17 protein-coding genes and 1 pseudogene are annotated in these 21,561 nt (G+C 68.1%); 6 read left to right on the forward strand and 12 right to left on the reverse strand.

Annotation, left to right across the window (positions count from 1 at the left end; genetic code table 11):
- Positions 1-20 precede the first annotated feature (20 nt).
- The 4 genes and pseudogenes from QP029_RS13975 to QP029_RS13990 form a co-directional block, all read right to left on the reverse strand.
- Complete coding sequence (locus tag QP029_RS13975) at positions 21-971, reverse strand: type IV toxin-antitoxin system AbiEi family antitoxin domain-containing protein (RefSeq protein WP_284874843.1); 951 nt, start codon at positions 969-971, stop codon at positions 21-23.
- A 171-nt stretch (positions 972-1,142) separates the two neighbouring features.
- Entirely contained in the window at positions 1,143-2,258 is a 1,116-nt protein-coding gene (gene hemW / locus QP029_RS13980) for a radical SAM family heme chaperone HemW (protein ID WP_284874844.1), read from the reverse strand.
- A 10-nt stretch (positions 2,259-2,268) separates the two neighbouring features.
- Positions 2,269-2,945 (reverse strand): annotated as a pseudogene (locus tag QP029_RS14325) (hypothetical protein).
- 158 nt (positions 2,946-3,103) lie between these two features.
- On the reverse strand, positions 3,104-4,933 hold the full coding sequence (locus QP029_RS13990) for an AMP-dependent synthetase/ligase (RefSeq protein WP_284874845.1): 1,830 nt from the start codon (positions 4,931-4,933) through the stop codon (positions 3,104-3,106).
- 149 nt (positions 4,934-5,082) lie between these two features.
- Here QP029_RS13990 and malQ point away from each other — a divergent pair, with 149 nt between their 5' ends.
- Positions 5,083-7,230, forward strand: a complete 2,148-nt coding sequence (malQ, locus tag QP029_RS13995; RefSeq protein WP_284874846.1) for a 4-alpha-glucanotransferase — start codon at positions 5,083-5,085, stop codon at positions 7,228-7,230.
- Here the strand turns inward: malQ and QP029_RS14000 are convergent.
- Genes QP029_RS14000 through QP029_RS14010 form a run of 3 tightly spaced genes read right to left on the reverse strand, consistent with a single transcriptional unit; the run spans position 7,227 to position 9,548 of the window.
- On the reverse strand, positions 7,227-7,367 hold the full coding sequence (locus QP029_RS14000) for a hypothetical protein (protein ID WP_284874847.1): 141 nt from the start codon (positions 7,365-7,367) through the stop codon (positions 7,227-7,229). The two genes, malQ and QP029_RS14000, sit on opposite strands and share 4 nt — an antisense overlap.
- Positions 7,368-7,377: 10 nt before the next feature.
- Positions 7,378-7,545 carry a hypothetical protein gene (locus QP029_RS14005; protein ID WP_284874848.1) on the reverse strand — a complete coding sequence of 56 codons (168 nt, stop codon included), beginning with the start codon at positions 7,543-7,545 and terminating at the stop codon, positions 7,378-7,380.
- Complete coding sequence (locus QP029_RS14010) at positions 7,542-9,548, reverse strand: M3 family metallopeptidase (protein WP_284874849.1); 2,007 nt, start codon at positions 9,546-9,548, stop codon at positions 7,542-7,544. Before QP029_RS14010 ends, QP029_RS14005 begins: the two co-directional genes overlap by 4 nt.
- 44 nt (positions 9,549-9,592) lie before the next feature.
- On the opposite strand from QP029_RS14010, the gene QP029_RS14015 reads away from it, so the two are divergent.
- Positions 9,593-10,861, forward strand: coding sequence for a carboxylesterase family protein (locus QP029_RS14015; protein WP_284874850.1), 1,269 nt, complete (start codon positions 9,593-9,595; stop codon positions 10,859-10,861).
- A gap of 6 nt (positions 10,862-10,867) precedes the next feature.
- Here the strand turns inward: QP029_RS14015 and QP029_RS14020 are convergent, their stop codons facing one another.
- From QP029_RS14020 to QP029_RS14040, 5 genes are all read right to left on the reverse strand, one after another.
- Positions 10,868-11,419: an NUDIX hydrolase gene (locus QP029_RS14020; RefSeq protein ID WP_284874851.1), complete on the reverse strand. Its 552-nt coding sequence runs from the start codon at positions 11,417-11,419 to the stop codon at positions 10,868-10,870.
- 3 nt (positions 11,420-11,422) lie between these two features.
- A complete protein-coding gene (gene idi / locus QP029_RS14025) occupies positions 11,423-11,977 on the reverse strand; it encodes an isopentenyl-diphosphate Delta-isomerase (RefSeq protein ID WP_284874852.1) in 555 nt (184 codons plus the stop codon).
- A gap of 31 nt (positions 11,978-12,008) precedes the next feature.
- The gene (locus tag QP029_RS14030; RefSeq protein WP_284874853.1) at positions 12,009-13,820 is read right to left on the reverse strand and encodes a hypothetical protein; all 1,812 of its coding nucleotides are present in this window, start codon (positions 13,818-13,820) and stop codon (positions 12,009-12,011) included.
- A complete protein-coding gene (locus tag QP029_RS14035; RefSeq protein ID WP_284874854.1) occupies positions 13,756-14,361 on the reverse strand; it encodes a DUF3558 domain-containing protein in 606 nt (201 codons plus the stop codon). Before QP029_RS14035 ends, QP029_RS14030 begins: the two co-directional genes overlap by 65 nt.
- A 109-nt stretch (positions 14,362-14,470) precedes the next feature.
- Positions 14,471-15,010 carry a hypothetical protein gene (locus QP029_RS14040; protein ID WP_284874855.1) on the reverse strand — a complete coding sequence of 180 codons (540 nt, stop codon included), beginning with the start codon at positions 15,008-15,010 and terminating at the stop codon, positions 14,471-14,473.
- A 180-nt stretch (positions 15,011-15,190) separates the two neighbouring features.
- Here QP029_RS14040 and QP029_RS14045 point away from each other — a divergent pair, with 180 nt between their 5' ends.
- The 4 genes from QP029_RS14045 to QP029_RS14060 all read left to right on the forward strand — a co-directional run bounded on the left by QP029_RS14045 (position 15,191) and on the right by QP029_RS14060 (position 21,560).
- Complete coding sequence (locus QP029_RS14045; RefSeq protein ID WP_284874856.1) at positions 15,191-17,119, forward strand: ABC transporter ATP-binding protein; 1,929 nt, start codon at positions 15,191-15,193, stop codon at positions 17,117-17,119.
- 204 nt (positions 17,120-17,323) lie between these two features.
- Positions 17,324-18,463 carry a MalY/PatB family protein gene (locus tag QP029_RS14050; RefSeq protein WP_284874857.1) on the forward strand — a complete coding sequence of 380 codons (1,140 nt, stop codon included), beginning with the start codon at positions 17,324-17,326 and terminating at the stop codon, positions 18,461-18,463.
- Positions 18,464-18,513: 50 nt separating this feature from the next.
- Positions 18,514-20,394 carry a maltose alpha-D-glucosyltransferase gene (treS, locus tag QP029_RS14055; RefSeq protein ID WP_284874858.1) on the forward strand — a complete coding sequence of 627 codons (1,881 nt, stop codon included), beginning with the start codon at positions 18,514-18,516 and terminating at the stop codon, positions 20,392-20,394.
- Positions 20,394-21,560 (forward strand): phosphotransferase, encoded by a 1,167-nt coding sequence (locus QP029_RS14060; RefSeq protein ID WP_284874859.1) that lies wholly within the window; start codon positions 20,394-20,396, stop codon positions 21,558-21,560. The genes treS and QP029_RS14060 overlap by 1 nt, the downstream gene beginning before the upstream one ends.
- The last annotated feature ends 1 nt before the right edge of the window (position 21,561 follow it).

The following is a 21,561-nucleotide window of genomic DNA, read 5'->3' on the forward strand; positions in this document are numbered from 1 at the left end:
TCACCTCCGTCGATTGCTAACTAAGGAGTGTAACCCCTCACCTCCCGCCACAGCACGTGCCAGTCCCACACCCCCAGGTGTTCCCAGCTCAACGGGGTCGCCCGCCGCGCCGCCCGATTCTCCGCCTGTCGACGCCACCGCACCGTATCCTCCACCTGCTCCACGATCATGTCGGCATGCTCGTCCACACACTGCGCCGTGTACGTGAGCACGATGTACCCCGCCCTGACCACCCGATTCCGCTTCCACCGGTCCTTGACGAACGCACCCCGCTGCTCCGCCTCGTGATACTCCCGCCCGTCAATCTCCACGATCACCATCTCCCGGTCATACACCCCGTCCCACCAGTAACCCTCCAGGAAGACGTTCTGCTCCAGGCCCGGGAGCCGCCGCTTCAGCGGCGCGAAGATGCGACGCTCCGTCAGACTGTCCGACCCGTACGCCCGCGACTCGATGAACGCCCGCGCCTCCCGCGGCAACCGCCCCACCCGGTCCAGATGATCCCGCATCAGCGCCTTGCCCTCCCGGCGGGCGTAATACCCCTCAATCAGATCGATCGCCTCCATCCGCCGCTGCCGGTACAGATCCACGACCGCCAACACCGGCAACGCCACCCGGTGCCCCGTCACTCGGATATGCGGCGCGTCGGTGACCTGCCTGATCACGGCCCACTTCGTCGACATCCTGGACTTCGGTCGTTCCGCCAACGCCTGCACCGGCAAAGTCAGCGGCTTCCGGTTGATGATCTGATAGGCCGTCCGAACCGTGAACACCAGATGCGGCCTGGTGATCCGGAGTGCCTGGATCACCATGGCGGCGGAGGGTGGTGTCGTGCAGTACACGCCGCGGTCGATCCGGTGGAGGCGACCCTGCGTCACCAGCTGACGGATCTTCCTGGTGGGATAACCAAACTCATGGAGCTGGATCGTGGTGAGAATGCTGGGTCCGGTGGGCAGTGGTTGCGTCGTCATACCCATGTTGGACTCCCGGAAAGAGCCGATGGTTCCTTCGGGTGGCAGGAAGGACCAAAAAAGCACGTTTCCAGCGCATTGCTGCCATGTGAAAAGACACGAGGTCTGTTGGGGTGGCACCAACTCACGGAATCCTCTGATTCCACGACGTTCGTGCCAGGTGAAAAGACGCTACCGCTCCTCGGCGACGAGGATGTCGGTGATGATGCCGTCGGCGAGCAGGCGGCCGGCGTCGGTGAGGGCCACTCGGTCGTCGATCTTGTGCAGGAGGCCGCGGTCGACGAAGGTGTCGACGACCTCGTGGCCGGCGGGCTCGATCCAGGACAGGGGGACGCCGTCGCGAAGCCGGAGGCCGAGCATGAGGGCCTCGGTGTGGCGGTCGGCGGCACTCAACAGTTCCTCGCCGGCGATGGGGAGGTCGCCGGCGGCGAGCATCGCGGCGTAGCGGGCGGGGTGCTTGACGTTGTGGAAGCGGCGGTTGCCCAGGTGGGAGTGGGCACCGGGGCCGGCGCCCCACCAGTCGCCGTCGCGCCAGTAGATCTCGTTGTGCCGGCACTCGCCGCCGGGCCTGGCCCAGTTGGAGACCTCGTACCAGGAGAAACCGGCGCCCTCGAGGCGGTCAGCGATCATCTCGTAGCGGCGAGCGTAGACGTCCTCGTCGGGGGCGGGCAGTTCGCCGCGGCGGACCTTGCGGGCCATGGCGGTGCCGTCCTCGACGATGAGGGAGTAGGCGGAGACGTGGTCGACACCCGCGGAGAGGACGGCGTCGAGCGTGGCGATGACGTCGTCGTCGGTTTCGGTGGGGGTGCCGTAGATCATGTCGAGGTTGACGTGCTCGAAGCCGGCGTCGCGGGCCTCGCGGGCGGCGGCGACCGCGCGGCCGGGGGTGTGGGTGCGGTCGAGGACCTTGAGGACGTCCGGGGAAGCGGACTGCATGCCGAGGGAGACGCGGGTGAAGCCGGCGTCGAGAAGCCCGTCGAAGTAGGCGGGTGAGGTGGATTCGGGGTTGGATTCGGTGGTGATCTCGGCGTCCGGGGCCAGGTCGAAGTTGTCCCGGACCATGGTGAGGATGCGGCCGAGGCCGTCGGCCCCCAGGAGGGAGGGGGTGCCGCCGCCGATGAAGATGGTGTCCACTTCCCGGTCCACGCCGGTCATCGACAGTTCGCGCGCCAGGGAATCGAGGTAGGCGACGGGCGCCATGTCGAGTTCACCGGGGGTGTAGGTGTTGAAGTCGCAGTAGCCGCAGCGGGTGGCGCAGAAGGGAACGTGGAGGTAGAGGCCGAACATTCGGTCCAGGCTAGCTGGCGGCGCCGCGGCGGGCACGTTTGGCTGCGACGCGGGCGACGACGGCGTCGATACGCGCGCGCTCCGCGAGGAACGCCGGGGGTTCGCGCCCCGCATGGTGCGGGTGTAGGCGGGGTGGTCGCCGGCGACGCACTCGAGCCAGGCGTTGACCGCGGTGACCACGGAGGCACCGGCGCGGGCGTAGAGGTGCGGCAGGCTGACGGCGTCGAGGTTGCGGGCGACGAGGTCGGTCTGCGCGAGGACCCACTCGACAGTCTCGTCGAGCCAGGCCGCGACGGAGGCGGTGCGGGCGTCGAGGGCCGAGGAGAGGTCGGAGACGATGAGCGGCGGCCCGGCGATGGGGTGTGCGGTGGTGAGGGTGGGGGCGTCGAGAAGCGCAGGCTCCGGCAGGCGTGTGTCGGCGGAGCCGGAGGCGGAGAGGACGCCGGCGCGGACGCCGGAGGTCAGTGCCTGGCGCAGGCCGAGGAGTTCGCCGATGACGGTGCGGGAGTCGCGGCGGGCGTCGGCGAGGATCTCGGAGAATTCGGCGAGGCAGTCCTCGACGAGCTCGGCGTCCCAGTCGCGGACGGCCTCGGTGAGGTGCTCGATGTAGTCGGCGACCTCGTCACCGATGTTGTAGATCTCCTGCGTGAGCTCGCGGTGGCGCAGCTCGGCGGCGATCTTCTGCATCGGCTGCCCCTTTCATCGACGATTAAAGCTCAGGTTGAGAGTTTGTTGACCGCTGCTGACTTTAAGCCACCCCACGGATGTGGCGCGGGCGACGCGCCGAGCCACTTTTCTTCTGTCCATGAGTACCCCCGTCGCACCCGGGCCGGAGGGCACGGGCGTCAGCGCTGGTACAGGTGGTCGATCGCGTCGGAGTAGCGCTGGGCGACGACGTTGCGCTTGACCTTGAGCGTCGGGGTGAGCTCGTTCTCCTCCTCGGTGAGGTCGCGGTCGAGGATGTAGAACTTCTTGATGCCCTCCGCGCTGGAGACGGTGCTGTTGACCGTGTTCACCGCGTCCTGGATCTCGGCGCGCAGCCCCGGGTTGGTGGCCAGGTCACTGATGGAGCGGCCCTCGGGGATGTTGTGGTTGAGTTTCCAGCGCTTCATGGCCTCCTCGTCGAGGGTGACCAGCAGGCCGATGAAGGGCTTGCCGTCGCCGACGACCATGGCCTGGGAGATGAGCGGGTGGGCGCGCAGGGAGTCCTCCATCGGGCCGGGCGAGACGTTCTTGCCGCCGGCGGTGACGATGAGGTCCTTCTTGCGGCCGGTGATGACCAGGTGGCCGGTCTCCAGCAGTTCGCCGAGGTCGCCGGTGTTGTACCAGCCGTCGTGCATCGAGTCGGCGGTGGCCTCGTCGTTGTTCCAGTAGCCCTCGAAGACGATGTCGCCCTTGACCAGGATCTCACCCTCGTCGTTGATGCGGATGGTGGTGCCGCCGACGGGGCGGCCGACGGTGCCGATCATCTGGTCCTCGAAGTCGACGGCCGCGGCGGCCGCGGTCTCGGTGAGCCCGTAGCCCTCGTAGATGGTCACGCCCATGCCGCGGAAGAAGTGGAGCAGGTCATGGCTCATGGCGGAGCCGCCGGTGATGCAGTACTTCACCGAGTCGCCGATGGCGGCGCGGATCTTGGAGTAGACGAGCTTGTCGAAGACGCGACGGCGTGCCAGCAGCGCCCGCGACGGGCCCTCGGGGGTGTCCAGTGCGCGGGAGTACTCGATGGCGGTCTTCTCGGCGTTGGCGAAGATGGCGGCCTTGAGCGGGCCACCGTCGGCGGCGTTGGCGGCCGCCGAGTTGCGGACCTTCTCGAACACGCGCGGCACACCGAGGATGAGGTTCGGGCGGGAGCGGGCGAACTCGACCGAGAGGGTGGAGAAGTCGGACCAGTGGTTCTGGGTGGCGCCGCCGATGACCACGGCCAGGGACACGGCGCGGGCGAGGACGTGGGCCAGCGGCAGAAAGGTGAGCACCCGGGTGCCCGGCACGGCGATGCCACCGATGGGGTGGGTGAGCAGCGCGCGGATCTCGGAGAGCCAGTTGCGGTGGGTCAGGCGGCAGCCCTTCGGCCGGCCGGTGGTGCCGGAGGTGTAGACCAGCGAGGCCAGGTCATCCGTGGAGGTGGCCTGGATGCGGCCCTCCACCTCGGCGGTGTCGACGGCGCGGCCCTCGAACTTGAGGGTGTCGATCGCCGAGGAGTTGATCTCCAGCACCCGCCGCAGCTGCGAGGGCGAGCCCTGCAGACCGGGGGTGCCGTCCTCACGCAGGACGAGGTGGCTGATGAGTTCGGAGTGGTCGCGGGTCTCGGTGACGGCCAGCACCGCACCGGAGTCCTCGATGATCCACTGCATCTGCGACAGCGACGACGACGGGTACACCGGCACCGACACCGCGCCCGCGGCCCAGATGGCGAAGTCCATGAGCGACCACTCGTAACGCGTCGCCGAGATCAGCGCCACTCGGTCGCCCTGCTCCACGCCGGAGGCGATGAGGCCCTTGGCCACCTCGAAGACCTCCTCGACGAACTCGGCGCCGGTGACGTTGACCCACTCGAAGTTCGCCGGTCGGGTGAACATCACCCCGTGCGGGCGGGCCTTGACGGTGTCGAGCATCGCCGTCAGGCAGCTTTCGCCGGGGGCGATCTCGAATTCGGCCGGGGTGCTGTACTCCTGCACGTGCGGGTCCTCTCCTGATGAAACGTGATTGCTGACTCACCACGGTACCCGCCGACACCCCCGCCACGCTGCGGGACATGACGTGAAACAGGCCCCCACATGCATGCACTTTCAGCGAAATGACCTCCGGGATGGCAGGATGTGCAGGTGTGACTTACCAGGACGTGTTGAGAGAACTGAGCGACGCCCACGGCGTGGCCACGCAGTACACCGACAGCGACGGAGAGCAGGTCATCGTCTCCGAGGACACGCTGCTCAAGACGTTGCGGGCCCTCGGCGTCCCGCTTATCGACGCCCCCTCCGAGCACGACCTGCACTCCGCACTGTCCGCACACCGCGACACCGAGGCCACCCGCCCGCTGCCGCCGAGCATCGTCGCCGTCGCCGGCGACGCCCGCACCTTCAACGTCCACGTCCATGACGGCGCCCCCGCCGACGTGGCGATCATCCTCGAGGACGGCACCATCCGCGAGGTCCACCAGGAGGAGAACTGGACCCCGCCGTACCACCGCGACGGCATCGCCTGGGGCGAGGCCACCTTCCGGCTGCCGGATGATCTGCCGCTGGGCTGGCACACCATCACCCTCGACTCGCGCGACGACCACCACGAGTGCGCGCTGATCATCACCCCCGCCCGCCTGTCCACCACCGACACCTACGTCACCGCCCCCGCCACCGGCGTCATGGCGCAGATGTACTCCGTGCGTTCCGAGAACTCCTGGGGCATCGGCGACTTCCACGACATGGGGCATCTCGCGGAGGTCCTGGCCACCGAGGCCGGCGCCGACTACCTCCTGGTCAACCCCATGCACGCCGGTGAGCCGTTCCCGCCCGTCGAGGACTCGCCCTACCTGCCCACCACCCGCCGGTTCATCAACCCCATCTACCTGCGCATCGAGGACGTCCCCGAGCTCGACCTCATGGACGCCGACACGCGTGCGGACGTCGACGAGCTCGCCTCCGAGCTCCGCGACCTCAACCGCTCCGGCGACATCATCGAGCGCAACCCCGTCTTCCAGGCCAAGCTCGACGTCCTCCACGAGCTGCACCACCTGCCGCGCACGCCGGAGCGCGAGACCGCGTTCCGCGCCTTCATCGAGCGGGAGGGCCAGGGCCTGGTCGACTTCGCCACCTGGTGCGCCCAGCGCGAGTACGAGGCCCTCCACTCCGACCGGGCACACGCCATCCCGCCGCGCATGGACGAGCTCATCAACTTCTACATGTGGCTGCAGTTCCTCTGCGACGAGCAGCTCGCCGCCGCCCAGGCCCGCGCGAAGGCCGCCGGCATGACGATCGGCATCATGGCCGACCTCGCCGTCGGCGTGCACCCCGGTGGCGCCGACGCCCACAACCTCGCCCCCTGGCTGGCACCCGACGCCTCCGTCGGCGCCCCGCCGGACGGCTACAACCAGCTCGGCCAGGACTGGTCCCAGCCGCCGTGGCACCCGCGTGCCCTCGCCGAGGCCGGCTACCGGCCGTGGCGCAACCTGCTGTCCACCGTCCTGCGCCACTCCGGCGGCATCCGCGTCGACCACATCCTCGGCCTGTTCCGTCTCTTCTGGATCCCCCGGATGCAGTCCCCCACCACCGGCACCTATGTCAACTACGACCACGAGGCGATGGTCGGCATCCTCGCCCTCGAGGCCGAGCGCGCCGGCGCCGTGGTCATCGGCGAGGACCTGGGCACCTTCGAGTCCTGGGTCCAGGACGTCCTCGCCGCCAAGGGTGTCATGGGCACCTCCATCGTGTGGTTCGAGGGCTCCCCCTCCGGCGAGGGCCCCCGCCACCAGGGCGAGTACCGCCCCCTGGCGCTGAGTTCGGTGACCACCCATGACCTGCCGCCCACCGCCGGCTACCTCGCCGGTGAGCACATCACCCTGCGTGACCAGCTGGGCCTGTTCACCCGCCCCGCCGCCGACGAGGACGCCGAGGACCTCACCTGGCAGGCCGAGGTCCTCGACCGTGTCCGCGAGACCGGCTGCTTCGACGGCACCGACCTGGCGGAGACCGAGTTCGCGGGGAAGAAGCGCGACGAGCGTGGCCCGATCAACGAGCTCATCACCGGCCTGCACCGCTTCGTCGCCGGCACCCCCTCGGCGCTGAGCTGCACCGCCCTGGTGGACATGGTCGGCGACCGCCGCGCCCAGAACCAGCCCGGCACCACCCGTGACCTCTACCCCAACTGGTGCATCCCCCTCAGCGACGGGCAGGGACGCCCCGTCCTCATCGAGGACCTCGCCGACAACACGCTGTTCCACGAGGTGGCCAAGGCCGGTCAGCGCCCCGGCCGGGATTAGAACATGCTGATGAGCCAGGCGATGACGACGACGGCCAGCAGGATCCACAGCGACTGAGTCACCCGCGACTGCGGGTACTTGCGCCTGGCCTTGGGCAGTTTCTGGTCCTGTTTGCGGAGCTCCTCCGGATTAGCCATGCGGGTGAGTCTACTCGTCGGCACCCGTGACGGACTCCCACGCCCCGACGGCGGCCCAGGTACCGCGGTCGATGGCCCACAGCAGACCGATGGCGCCGACGGCGGCGACGGGCACCGCCAGGGCGACCACCAGGGGGATCTGCAGCCACAGCGGGGCGGAGACGAGGAACTCGATCATGAGTGCTCCACTCCGGCGAGCCCGCGGCGGCGCAGCAGCGGCGCGACGTCCTTGTCGCGGCCGCGCAGCTCGCGGAAGGCGTCGCCGTAGTCGAGGGAGGCGCCGCGGGAGAGGATGAGGTCGCGGAACTTCTCGCCGGCGGCGCGGACGTCCGGCTGTTCGGTGAACCAGTCGAAGCCGTCGGCGTCGAGGGCCTCGGCCCACAGGTAGGAGTAGTAGCCGGCGGAGTAGCCGCCGCCGAAGATGTGGTTGAAGTAGGTGGAGCGGTAGCGGGGGGCGGGTTCGTCGACGGTCAGGCCGGCCTCGGCGAGGGCGGCGTCCTCGAAGGCGCGGACGGCGTCGGCGTCCTCCCCCACCTGCGCGGCCTGTTCGGGCGTGAGGGAGTGCCAGGCCAGGTCGATGATGGCGGCGGCGAGGTACTCGGACGTCGCAAAGCCCTGCCCGAACTGGCGGGATTCCTGCACGGCGGTGAGCAGCGCATCGTCGATGATCTCGCCGGTGTCGACGTGGCGGGCGTAGTTGCGGGCGACCTCGGGGTCGAAGGCCCAGTTCTCGTTGATCTGGGAGGGGAACTCGACCCAGTCGCGGGGGACGTTCGTGCCCGAGAGCGTCGGGTAGCGGACCTTCGACAGCAGGCCGTGGAGGGCGTGGCCGAACTCGTGGAAGAGGGTGGTCACCTCGTCGATGCTCAGCAGCGGGTCGGAGCCGTCGGCCGGGTGGGTGATGGACATGACGTTGACCACCACCGGTTTCGTGCCCAGCAGCTCGGACTGGTCGACGAAGGAGCTCATCCACGCCCCGCCACGCTTGGTGGGCCGGGCCACGTAGTCGGTGAGCAGCAGACCGAGGCCCTCGCCGTCGGCGTCGGTGATCTCCCAGACGTCGACACCGTCGGCGTAGCCCTGCAGGTCGGTGCGCGCGGTGACGGTGATGCCGTAGAGGCGGTGGGCGGCGTGGAAGACGCCGTCGACGAGCACCTGGCGCAGTGGGAAGTATTTCGACAGCTCCTCCTCGTCGAGCGAGTAGTCCCGTTCGAGGACCTTGCCCTGCCAGTAGGGCCAGTCCGCCCCCGAGACCGGTTCCCCGGCGAGCTCGGAGGAGAGTTTGCGCTCGGCCTCGGCGTTGGCGGCGGCGGCCGGGGCGAGGTCGAAGAGCAGGTCGCGGGCCGCTTGGGCGGTACCGGCGGTCTCCTCGGCGATGACGTAGTCGGCGTGGGTGTCAAAGCCCAGCAGGCGGGCGCGCTCGGCCCGCAGGCGCACCTGCTCGACGAGGTTGCCGACGGTGGATTCGGTCCCGCGGGCCTGGGACGCCTCGTAGAGGGCGGCACGGGTGGCGGGATCTTTCAGCACCGACTGCAGCGACTGCACGGTGGGCAGCTCGACGGGGATGAGGTAGCCGTCACCGTCGGCGGCGGCGCGGGCGGACTCGATGCGGGAGGCGGACAGGCCGGCGAGCTGCTCGGCATCGTCGACGCGGACGGCCAGCTTCTTCGTGTCCGCGAGCAGGGCGCGGCCGAACTCCTCCGACAGGGAGCTCAGGCGCTGGTTGATCTCGGCCAGGCGCTGCTTGCCGGCGGCGTCGAGGTTCGCGCCGCAGCGCGTGAAGCGCCGCAGCAGCAGGTCGTGCAGGCGGTGAGATTCGGCGTCGTCGGGCACGGGGACGCTGATAAGCCGCTGGTAGAGGGCCTCATTCTGGTAGATCGCATCGGAATGCGCGGACAGGCGGGGGACGATGTCGGCGGCGACCGCGTCCATCTCATCGGTGGCGTCGGTGCCCTGCAGGTTGAACAGCCACGCGGCGGCACGCTCCAGGGTCCGGCCCGAGGACTCCAGCGCCTCGACCGTGTTCTCCCAGGTCGGCTCGCCGGCGTCGAGGATCGCGGCGATCTCCCGCTCCTGCTCGGCTAAGGCGACGTCGAAGGCCTCGACGGCGTCGCCGAGCGTGATGGAGGCGAACGCGGGCAGCTGGTACGGCAGGTCGGACGGGGAGAGCAACGGATTCATGGTTCCCGATGGTAGCCCCGCGCCACCTTGGTAGGTTGAACCCCATGACTGACGTGCGCGTGAGCTGCCCGGCCGGCACCATCGTCGGCGTCACCGACGGGGACGTGACCCACTTCCACTCCATCCCCTACTCCGACATCCCCGGCGACTTCCTCGACGCCGAGCGCCTGCCTCCCCAGGATCTTATCGACGCCCGCGCCTACCGCCCCGGCTCCATCGCCCTCACCGTGGTCACCCCCGCCGGCGCCCGCGAACTCGCCGACCTGCCGGTGATCGTCTACATCCACGGCGGCCGCTACGAGTACGGCACCCACGGCGACCGCCGCGCCGAGGGCACCCCCAACGCACACGCCGGCGTCATCACCGTCCACATCGGCTACCGCGTGAAACTCGCCGGCCTCGCCCGCTTCCACGACGACGAACCCCACCACTACCGCGGCATCGACGACTGCCAGCTCGGGCTCGAATGGGTCCAGCGCAACATCGAGTCCTTCGGCGGCGACCCCACCAACGTCACCCTCGTCGGCCAGTCCGCCGGCGCCACCACCGCCCTGTGGCTCACCCGCCGCGACCACTACCGCGGTGGCTTCCGCCGCGTCATGGCCATGTCCCCCTGCTTCCCCCGCGCCTCCTTCGCCGACCGCAAGGGCACACTGCGCATGGCGCTGGGTAAGCCTGTCACCCGCGCCGCCCTCTCCCGGATGCCGGCGCGGGCGTTGGACCGCGGATACAACCGTTTCCGCACCTGGTACGCCATGGACATGGCCCTGGGCCCCACGCCTCTCGACGGCCGCGAACTCGCCGACATCCCCCTCTGGGTCACCTCCACCCGCGAGGAGTTCTACCACATACCCGCCGGCCGGAAGGCCGACTCCTCCCGCCTCCGGGAACGACTCGCCCGAGGGTTGGCCAAGCGGATGGGCATGACCGGATCCTTCGACACCTGGCTCGCCGCCGCCCGCGAGATCGACCCCCGCCGCATCGGCGGGCGCCTCATCGGCGACGCCCAGAACCGCCGCTGGGTCTCCCAGACCGCCGAGGAGGCACCGGGGCGCGTATGGATGAGCGAGTTCGTCCGCGACCACGGCCCCGCCCTCCACTGCGCCGACATCCCCACCGTATTCGGACTCGAACCCGGCCCCTCCCACGACCTGCTGCTCACCTTCGCCCGCGGCGAGGAGCTGCCGTGGCCCGAGTTCGACGCGGACGGCGAGCGCACGGCGCTGCGCATCAACCTCGACTCGGGCGAGACCACCCTGGTCAACGACCCGTTGAAGATGGTGCGCGAGGCGTTCGGGTCGGCGGCACCGTAACCGCAGTCAGGGCAGCATCTCCGGGGTCAACGCGTCCCGGTCGAAGATGTCGTATTGTCCGCGGAAATCGAAGACGAACTCGATGGCACTGCGCCGGTACGGGATGAACAACCCGGCGCCCAGCAGCTCGAGGACCTCGTCCCGGCCCGCCCATCTGGCCTCCGCGACCTCGGCGTTGGGGATCGCCAGATCACTGATGTCCACCTCGTGATCGATCAGATAGAAATCATCGAAACCGCGGTGAAAGTTGAAGGTGAAGCTGGGCCGGACGCCGGACAGGTCGAGGCGGACACCGAGCTCCTCGAACACCTCCCGCTCCGCGCCCTGCCAGCTGCTCTCGCCGCGGGTGACGCTGCCACCCGTGGAGAAGTCCCACATCCCGGGCCAGCCGCGCTTGTCATCGGCCCGCCGCTGGATGAGCATCTCACCGTCCGCATTGAACAGGCAGACGTGGATGACCACATGGAGATCACCCGCCGCCAGGTCCGCCCCGCGCTGCACCGTTCGGCCGGTGGGCTGGCGAGCCTCGTCGAAGGTGTCCCAGTACTCCTCGGCCATCCGCTACCCCAGCAGCTTGGAACGCAGGCTCTCGTGGCGTAGTTCCTCGGCCAGCCACTGGCTGAAGGCGAACGGGGTCGCCTCCACGGCGGCGATGACGTCGGCGGGGTCGACCCAGGCCAGCGAATCGATCTCCGCCGGCACCGGGTCCGGCTCCGCGCCCTCGGCCAGCCGGGCGACGTAGACGGGGCAGATCTCCCATTCGACGATGCCGCTGGAATCGACCGCCCGGTACCGGAAGTCCGGCACCGCCGGTTCGATGTCCACGACCGCGCCGGCCGGCAGCCCCAGCTCCTGGACGCTGCGGCGCCGGATCGCGTCCGGCAGCTCCTCACCGGGGCCGGGATGGCCACAGAAGCTGTTGGTCCACACGCCGGGCCAGGTCTTCTTGCCCAGCGCGCGCCGTGTCATCAGCAGCCGACCCTGCGCGTCCAGCAGAAAACAGGAGAACGCGAAGTGCAGCGGCGTGTTCTCGGTGTGGACGGTGGCCTTCGGCGCGGTCCCGGCAGGCCGGCCGTTCTCGTCGGCGAGGACCACCAGTTCAACGTCGTCAGTCATGCCCACACCCTACCCAGGTTGTGGTGGCCGCCTATCCGCGGGCCCACGCCCCGATCACGCCGGGCACCACCGCAGCGCGCTCCCCGAGCAGCGCCGCCACGTTGTCGTCCTCCTCCACCGCGGACGTCACGGTCTTCACCTTCGACGCCTTCGCCTGCTGCGCCCCGGCCATCGGCGCACCCATCAGCGGCATGCCCCGCATCTGCCCACCGGTCCCACGCGCCTGTCCCGCACCTGCCGCAGCTGTAGGGGCAACCCCCGGTGTTCCCATCCGCGTTGCGACGCCCCCGTTCCCCGCCTGAGCCGCACCCGCACCGCCGATCGGTGCACCGCCCGAACCCAGACCACCGATGGCTCCGGGCCCGCGCACACCGCCACCGGGACGCCCCGGTCCGCCGGCCATCGCTCCAGCTCCTGAGCCGGCCGCACCGATCGGTCCCATCGCCGGCACCGACCCGGTACCCGTCGGGGACGTTCCCGCGCCGGCCAGCGACCCCAGCCCCGGTCGGGTGCCGGTAAGCCCCGCCGCGTTGAGACCGGACGCCGCCACACCCCGACCGGGCAGTCCCCCGGCGACCGGAGCACCGAACCCGGCGCCACCCTGCCCCAGACCGCCGAGTGCCGAGGCCGCCCCGTTGGCACCCATCGGAGAGATCGCCGTCGGGCTCGTCGCCAGGCCCGTGCCGCTGTTCGCCGCGGCCGTTCCCACCTGACCGGCCTGGAGCATCCCGCCGTTACCGACGGACTGCAGCTGACCCACCCCGTCCTGCACGGTTCCGAAACTTCCCGCCCCTACGGCCTGCTGCGCCGCAGAGACAGCCTCCATCGCCGCACCGGGAGCCCGGAGTCCGGTGGCATCATGCTTCGAACCCTTGCCCTCCACATCCGTCATCCCCAGCGCCACGGCCCCACCGCCGTCACCGGTCGGATCCATCACCATGAGATTGCGGATCGGCGGAACACCCGTGGCCACGAACGGAGTGAACTCCAACGGAAATGTCTGCAGGAACGCCTGCTCCGCCGCCAACCGCTGAACCGGATCCACGATCGCCGCCAGCGCCATCTTCGTCGAGTTCACCCGCACCGCGCCCTGCGACTTGATCGCCGCCAGCTGCTCCACCGACGTACTCATCGTCGAGGCATTCGCCGCGAACGTCTCCCCCGCTCGACCGACCTCGGCAATCTTGTCGATAGCCGCCTCAATCACCACACCACTGTTCCGACCACCGAGATCAGCCGCCACCGCGTGAAGACTCTCCGCGATGCCCGTCACCTGCGCCGACAACTGCTTCCACGTCCTGGCCGCAGCCACCGACTCCTGAATCTTCGTCGACGAGAACTCCGCCGACAGCATGTCAATCGACATGGCCGGCAACACCATCGGCGGCATGAAGCTGAAGTTCTCGAACCGCGGCGCCGGCCTCGGCGGAAACGCCACCGAATCATTTCCGACGGATCCACCCTCATCAGCGATGTCCATGCCGCGAGCAACAAACGCATTCTGACCCGTGAGGGCCTCGTAGCTGGCGGAAAGGGCCGAAGAAAGCCAATTCACTTGCTCCGCGTAGGAAGACAGAATTGTCGCAGCGGAACCCACTCCGCCGTTGATCACGACACCATGACCACCACCGAGTTGATCCAGTCCCGAAACTCCCGAAAAGCTGCCGTTCAATGTCGATTGGACGGCTTTTCCGGCAGCAGCATTAGCTCGATGACCGACTTCTACCAGCCGGTCAACTCCCCCAAGAATCGATTCATGGTCGATGAACATTTCCATTTCAATCCCCCAGATTTTCTTTAAGTGCTTCGAGTTGATGTAGTGCGATCGAACAGATTTCTTCACTGCTTCTCTCAGTTGAAATTTCCCCGTACTTCACGATCAGGCGCCCCCGAGTGGTATGCATCGCTGCGCTGCACGACCCTGGGAAATCATCCCCCAAATGATGTAAATAGGCACCGGGCACAGAAGATGCAGGCGATCCGTCGATCATGTAGCCACGTTCTATCAGCTTGCTCTGTGGGTTTCGATCTCCGGTGAGAGTGAATAATCCACGCAACTGTGCTGCATCCGTTGAAGTGAAAGAACACATCACCGACATTGGTAACTCATAATCCATCTCCCCAATTTGTTTCCCGAACCCCGCCTCCGTGAGAACCTCCGCCGGGATCTCCGTGCACGGGTCGAAGAGCTCGAAGTCACCTTCCGGGTCGAACTCCCCCAGTTCGAAGGTGGGTGCCTGCGCGTCCGCGGTCGTCGATTCGTTCCCTGATGTCTCGGACGCCGCGGGTGCGGCGGTGGAGGGGGACGAGGGGTCGTCGATAAGCGGGGTGCAGGCGGTGAGCGCAAGAGCGCACACGGCGATGAGAAGTCGGCGGGCGGGCATGGGTGGCGGTCCCCTCAGGTGAGTCGGGCGGGCGCAGAGAAGTGCCCGGAGCACAGACAGTGCTCACCACCCTTAGACTCCGGAAAACCGCGATCGGTTCCCGGGAAGTCTAGAAATTCAGATTCCCGTCCCAGACCACGTTGCCGACCTTGAGTTCCGCGTCCCAGAGATTGCCCGGGGACACGGCGAAGGGGTACTGGAGATTGACGGTCGCCTGCGAGCCGAGGGGCAGGTCGAGGCCGACGACGACGTCGGTGTTGTCGGGGCTGACGGGCTCAGCATCCGTCATGGAGCCGCCGCCGGAGTTGTAGCGCAGCACCGCCTGGCCGATGGCGTCCGCAGGCAGGGGCTCGTCGTTGAGGTTGCGGACCTTGACGGTGACGACACTGCCGCCGTAGGTACCGCTGGCCACTCCCTGGTACGTCATCTCGACGTTGAGACCCGGATCCACGGTGGCGCCGCGCAGCGACTCCGCCTCGACCGGTTCGCTGTCCTGCGGCTCGACGACCGGGGTCTCGGAGGTGGTGACCTCGAGGGACTCCGTGGGCGTCGGGGCGGTGCCGTCCCCGTCGCCACCACAGGCGGTGAGCAGCAGAGCGGAGGCAGCGACGATGCCGACGGCGCCGAGGGCAGGACGGGAGATGGTCACGGTGATGCCTTTCTGTACTGCTGCTGTGCTGCTCTGTCGGCTTGTGCCGATGTCAACACAGTCTAACCAGGCAGCGACGCCGCGTGGTGCCCTGCCCCGCGCAACGTGGCATAATCCCCTCTCTGTTGAGCCGCCCGGAGAGCCGCCGGGCGGTGGTATCGGAATTGGAGAGTGCCGGACGTGAATTCCCTCGCCCGAATCATCCGCAGTGCGTCGGCGCTGTGGCCCTACTATCTGGGTGTCGTTCTCGTGTCCACCGCGGCCGCGGCACTGGCGCTGGTGTCCCCGTTCATCTTCCGGGAGGCCACCGACACGATCGTGGGCACGCTCAGCGGGGAGACCACCGCCGAGCAGGTCACCCGGACGCTGCTGTTCCTGGCGATCGGCCTGCTGGTCGCGGACCTGGCGAACACCGCGATGACCAACCTCGGCGGCTACATCGGCGACGTCATGGCGATGCGGATGCGGCAGATCCTGTCCACCCGCTACTACGCCAAGCTGCTGGCGCTGCCGCAGCGCTACTTCGACGGCCAGGTCACCGGCACCGTCATCGCCCGGCTGGACCGCTCGATCACGTCGATCACCCAGTTCCTCCAGTCGTTCTCCAACAACTTTTTGCCCATGCTCATCCAGGTGGCGGCGGTCCTGGCCATCACGGCCTGGTACTACTGGCCGCTCACGCTGCTGCTGGCGTCACTGTTCCCGATCTACATGTACCTGACCACCCTCACCTCCAAGCGCTGGCAGAAGCTCGAGGGTGAGAAGAACGAGCAGATCGACATCGCCAACGGCCGGTTCTCCGAGGTCATCGGCCAGGTCAAGGTGGTCAAGTCCTTCGTCGCGGAGGTCCGCGAGCTCGACGACTTCGGGCGCCGGTACGGCAAGACCGTGGAGATCACCCGCCCCCAGTCCAGCTGGTGGCACCAGATGGACACCCTCCGCGGCGCCGCCCTCAACGTCATCTTCTTCGGCATCTACCTGGTCCTGTTCTTCCAGACCCTGAACGGCCGCTTCACCCTCGGCGACATGGTCATGCTCATCCAGCTGGTCACCATGGCCAAGCAGCCGGTGTTCATGATGAGCTGGATCGTCGACGCCGCCCAGCGCGCGATGGCCGGCTCCAAGGACTATTTCAAGGTCCTCGAGGAGGAGTTCGAGCCCACCGCCAACGCCGAACTCGTCGCCGCCACCGAAGCCTCCGGCGTCCCCGTCCTCGACCTCACCCCCATCGCGCCGCTGGCGCCGGTGGAGGGCCGGCCCGTCATCGAGTTCGACGACGTCACCTTCGCCTACGAACCCGGCGAGGACGTCATCAGCAACGTGAGCATCACCGCCCGCGAAGGCGAGAAGATCGCGCTGGTCGGCGAGTCCGGCGGCGGCAAGTCCACCCTGGTCAACCTGCTGCTCGGCCTGTACCCGCTGTCGTCGGGCCGGATGAGCGTCTGCGGCCACGACGTCGCCGACCTCACCGCCGAACAGCTGCGCGCCAGCGTCGGCGTCGTCTTCCAGGAGGCCGCCCTGTTCTCCGGCACCATCCGCGAGAACATCGCCTACGGCCGCCCCGGCGCCACCGACGAGCAGATCATCGACGTCGCCCGCCGCGCCAACGCCCACGACTTCATCTCCCGCTTCCCCGACGGCTACGACACCGTCATCGGCGAACGCGGCCTGCGCCTGTCCGGCGGCCAGAAACAGCGCGTCGCCGTCGCCCGCGCCATGCTCAAGGACGCCCCCGTCCTCGTCCTCGACGAGGCCACCTCCGCCCTGGACACCAAGTCCGAACGCGCCGTCCAGGCGGGCCTCGACGAGCTGATGAAGGACCGCACCACCCTCATCATCGCGCACCGCTTGTCGACGATCGCGGGCGTCGACACCATCGTCACCCTGCGGGAGGGCCACGTCGACGAGATCGGTTCCCCCGACCAGCTCGCCGCCTCCGGCGGCATCTACGCCGAACTCCTCCAGCTCACCGCCTCCTCCTCCGCCGCAGACCGCGCCCGCCTGAAGAAGTACGGCTTCGTCGCCGACGGGGCCGATGGGGCCGATGCCGCTGAATCCGAGGATTCGGAGGACGTTTCGGAGGGGCTGTCGGAGGACGCGCGGCACTGATCCGCGCATCTGTCTGCAAGGCCGGTGAATTTCCGCAGGTGGCTCGGATCGCCGGTTCACAGATGCGCGGGCCTGTACCACCTCGTCCCACACCCGCGCACCCTCGCCGGGTAGTTTCACTGCCGGGCGTGCACAACTTCGGCCACCTACAGATGAACGGATCTGTTGCCCCCGGTGACCGAGCCCGGCACTAACGTGGTGGGCATGCTGTTTCCCACCCTCGATGAACTCAGAGCCCGCCAGACCCGCAAGTGGACCGTCTACGGCGAGGACATTCTGCCGCTGTGGATCGCCGAGAGTGACTTCCCCACGTGCCCGCCGGTGAAGCAGGCGATTCATGATGCCGTGGCGCACGAGTCCTTCGGTTACACGCCGGCGACCTCGGATCTGCCGGACGCGGTCAGTGACTTCTACGCGGACCGCTACGGCTGGCGCCCGGATCCGTCGATGATCGTCCACGTGCCCGATGTGGTCCGGGGCCTGCTGCTGGCGGTGCAGTACATGACGAAGCCGGAGTCGAGTGTCATCGTGCCGGTGCCGTCGTACCCGCCGTTCCTCGAGGTGCCGGAAACCGCGGGCCGGATGCGCGTGGGCGTCGACGCCTACGGCGGCCTGGACCTGGCCGAGATTGAGGCGGCGTTCGCGGACGGGGCGGGGTCGATCCTGCTGGCGTCGCCGAACAATCCGTTGGGCTACACCTTCGACGCGGAGTTCCTCACCGATCTGTGTGCGCTGGCGGACAGGTATGACGCCCGGGTGCTCGTCGACGAGATCCACGCGCCCATGGTCTTCGACGGCACGCATGTCGCCGCAGCGGGGCTGAATGAGACGGCCGCGAAGGTGTGCATCACCATCACGGCGACCTCAAAGGCGTGGAATATCGCCGGCCTGAAGTGTGCGCAGATGATCTTCACCAACCCGACGGATCTGGACACCTGGCACGGCATGACGGGGGTGGCCAAGGACGGCACCTCCACGCTGGGTATCTTCGCGGCCATCGCGTGCTACCGGGAGGGTGTCGCCTACCTCGACGAGCAGATCGCCTACCTGCGGGAGAACCGGGACTGGCTGGCCGCTGAGCTGCCGAAGCGTGTCCCGGGTCTGAAGGTGTCCCGCCCGGAGGCGACGTATCTCATGTGGCTGGATTTCTCGGATACGGTGATCGGCCACCTGGAGCGGCCGGCGATCTGGGTGCGGGAGCATGCGAAGGTGGCGTTCAATGACGGCCTGCACTTCGGTGAGGGCGGGCTGCATCATGCGCGCCTGAACTTCGCCACATCCCGGGAGATCCTCGAGGAGGCCGTGGGGCGCCTGGCGGCGGCGTTCGCTGACCTTCAGCGGTAAGCCCGCCCCGCCCGCTGCACGGCCCGGGTGGGTTCTTTACTCTGGAATCCATGACCGACGACACCACGAAGACCCCGATGGACACCGATTCCGACGATCCCGGATTCCACGCCCCCTCCGACGCCACCGAGGCCTCCCATCCCGGCCTGGCCACCGGACCTCTGGCGGACACCGAGACGGAGCCGGCGGGTACCCGTCCGGAGACGGATGCCGAGGGCTACATCGTGGAGACGGAGGCCCAGGCCTACGAGACGCCTGCCCCGGCCCCGGGTGACAATCCGTGGGAACGCCCGGATCATGAGTGGTACAAGGACGCGGTGTTCTACGAGGTGCTGGTCCGCGCGTTCTACGATCCGGAGGGCACCGGCTCGGGCTCGCTCAAGGGCGTGACGGAGAAGCTGGACTACCTGCAGTGGCTGGGCATCGACTGCATCTGGCTGCCGCCGTTCTATGATTCGCCGCTCAAGGACGGCGGGTATGACATCCGGGATTTCCGGAAGATCCTGCCGGAGTTCGGCACAGTGGAGGATTTCGTCGAGCTCATCGACCACGCGCACAAGCGTGGCATCCGTGTCATCACGGATCTGGTGATGAACCACACGTCGGATCAGCATGCGTGGTTCCAGGAGTCGCGGCGTGATCCGGAGGGCCCGTACGGGGATTTCTACGTGTGGTCGGATGATCCGACGGAGTACGAGGAGGCCCGGATCATCTTCATCGACACGGAGGAGTCGAACTGGACGTTCGATCCGGTGCGTAAGCAGTACTTCTGGCACCGGTTCTTCTCCAACCAGCCTGACCTGAACTACGACCATCCGCCGGTGCGGGCCGCCATGCTCGATGTCATGCGTTTCTGGCTGGATCTGGGCCTGGACGGTTTCCGCCTGGACGCGGTCCCCTACCTGTATGAGCGGGAGGGCACGAACTGCGAGAACCTTCCGGAGACCCATGAGTTCCTCAAGCAGGTCCGTGGTGTCGTGGATGACGAGTACCCGGGCCGGGTGCTGCTGGCGGAGGCCAACCAGCTGCCGGAGGATGTCGTGGAGTACTTCGGTGAGCCGGAGATCGGCGACGAGTGCCACATGGCCTTCCATTTCCCGGTGATGCCGCGGATCTTCATGGGTGTGCACCAGCAGTCGCGGGTGCCCATCTCAGAGATCCTGGCGGACACCCCGGCGATCCCGAAGACGGCGCAGTGGGGCATCTTCCTGCGGAACCATGATGAGCTGACGCTCGAGATGGTGACGGATGATGAGCGGGCGTACATGTACAAGCACTTCGCCAAGGATCCGCGGATGAAGGCGAACGTGGGTATCCGCCGTCGTCTCACGCCGCTGCTCAACGGTGACCGCAACAAGCTGGAGCTGTTCACCGCGCTGCTGTTGTCGTTGCCGGGTTCGCCGGTGCTGTACTACGGCGACGAGATCGGCATGGGTGACAACATCTGGCTGGCGGACCGGGACGGTGTGCGCACGCCGATGCAGTGGTCGAGTGACCGCAACGGCGGGTTCTCCAAGGCGGATCCGGAGCGGCTGTACCTGCCGGCGATCCAGAATGACCAGTACGGTTACGCGACGGTCAACGTGGAGAATCAGATGAAGCGCGATAATTCGCTGCTGCACTGGACGCGGGCGCAGGTGCACATCCGCAAGCAGTACCACGCGTTCGGCCGGGGTTCCTACCGGGAGATCAACTGCCCGAACGAGGCGGTGCTCACCTTCATCCGGGAGTACAAGGGCGAGCGGATCCTCTGCGTGAACAACCTGTCGGACCGTCCGCAGGCGGTGTCGTTGGATCTGTCGGAGTACGCGGGCACGACTCCGCGTGAGCTCTCGGGTGGTGAGCTGTTCCCGCAGATCAAGAAGTACCCGTGGGTGGTCACGCTGCCGCCGCACGGTTTCTTCTGGTTCGACCTGTCCGAGGAGGACTGATGAACGCCCTCGCCGACATGCTGGCGCGGTCGCGGTTCTACGGCGCCAAGTCCGAGCCGATCGACGCGGTCGATGTCGTCCGGGAGGCGGAGGTCGACGGTGTCCGCCTGCTCATCCTGCGGGTGCACCACGGCGGCAGGAGTGATCTCTACCAGGTGCTTGTCGACGCCGCCGACAACGACGTCCTGCACCACCCCGCCGTCATCCGCCCCTACGGGGCGGCCCTGACGGCGGGGACGCCGGCGGGCTTCGGCACCCTCCACGGTTCCGCGGAGGGTCTCGACGGTGGCGGCACGGCGATCCAGGGCGAGCAGTCGAACACCTCGCTCATCTTCGGTGAGCAGGCGATGGTCAAGGTGTTCCGCCGCCTGGAGGCGGGCCAGAACCCGGACGTGGAGCTGCTCTCGCAGATCGACGACTGTCCGAACGTCGCCCCGGTCCGTGGCTGGGTGACCGAGACGATCGACGGTGAGGAGTACACCCTGGCGATGGTCCAGGATTTCGTGCCCGACGCCGACGACGGCTGGCGCTACGCCCTCGGCTTCGCCTCCCTGGGGGCGAGTTTCGGGGCGGAGGCCTCCCTGCTCGGTGAGGCCACCCGCAACGTGCACAGTGCCCTGGCCGATGCCCTGCCGACGGAGACGGTCGACGTCGCTGACCTGGCCCGGTCGTTGGAGGAGCACCTGGATCATCTGCTCACCCGCGCCCCGGCGCTGGCGGAGTACGCCGACGCCGTCCGCGGGACCTACCGCGGTCTCGGGGAGGGTCAGCACGAGGTGCAGCGCATCCACGGCGATCTTCATCTGGGTCAGGTGCTGCGCACCGGCGACGAGTACGTGCTCATCGACTTCGAGGGTGAGCCGGCCCGGCCGTTGGCGGAACGCCGCCGGCCCGATTCGGCGCTTCGCGACGTCGCCGGGGTCATCCGCTCCATCGACTACGCCGCCCACTTCCCCGCCCGCAGCGGCGGGCAGGGGCCGGAGGATCCGGCGGCGTGGGTGGCGGAGGCCACCGACGCGTTCCTGGACGGTTACGGGGTGGAGCGCTCTGCTCTCCTCGACGCGTACGTGCTGGACAAGGCTCTCTACGAGGTGGTCTACGAGACGGACAACCGCCCGGACTGGGTGGACATCCCGCTCGACGCGGTCAGGCGCCTGCTGGGCTGAA

Origin of the sequence: Corynebacterium suedekumii (assembly GCF_030252185.1) — a bacterium.
Classification (GTDB): Bacteria; Actinomycetota; Actinomycetes; order Mycobacteriales; family Mycobacteriaceae; genus Corynebacterium; species Corynebacterium suedekumii.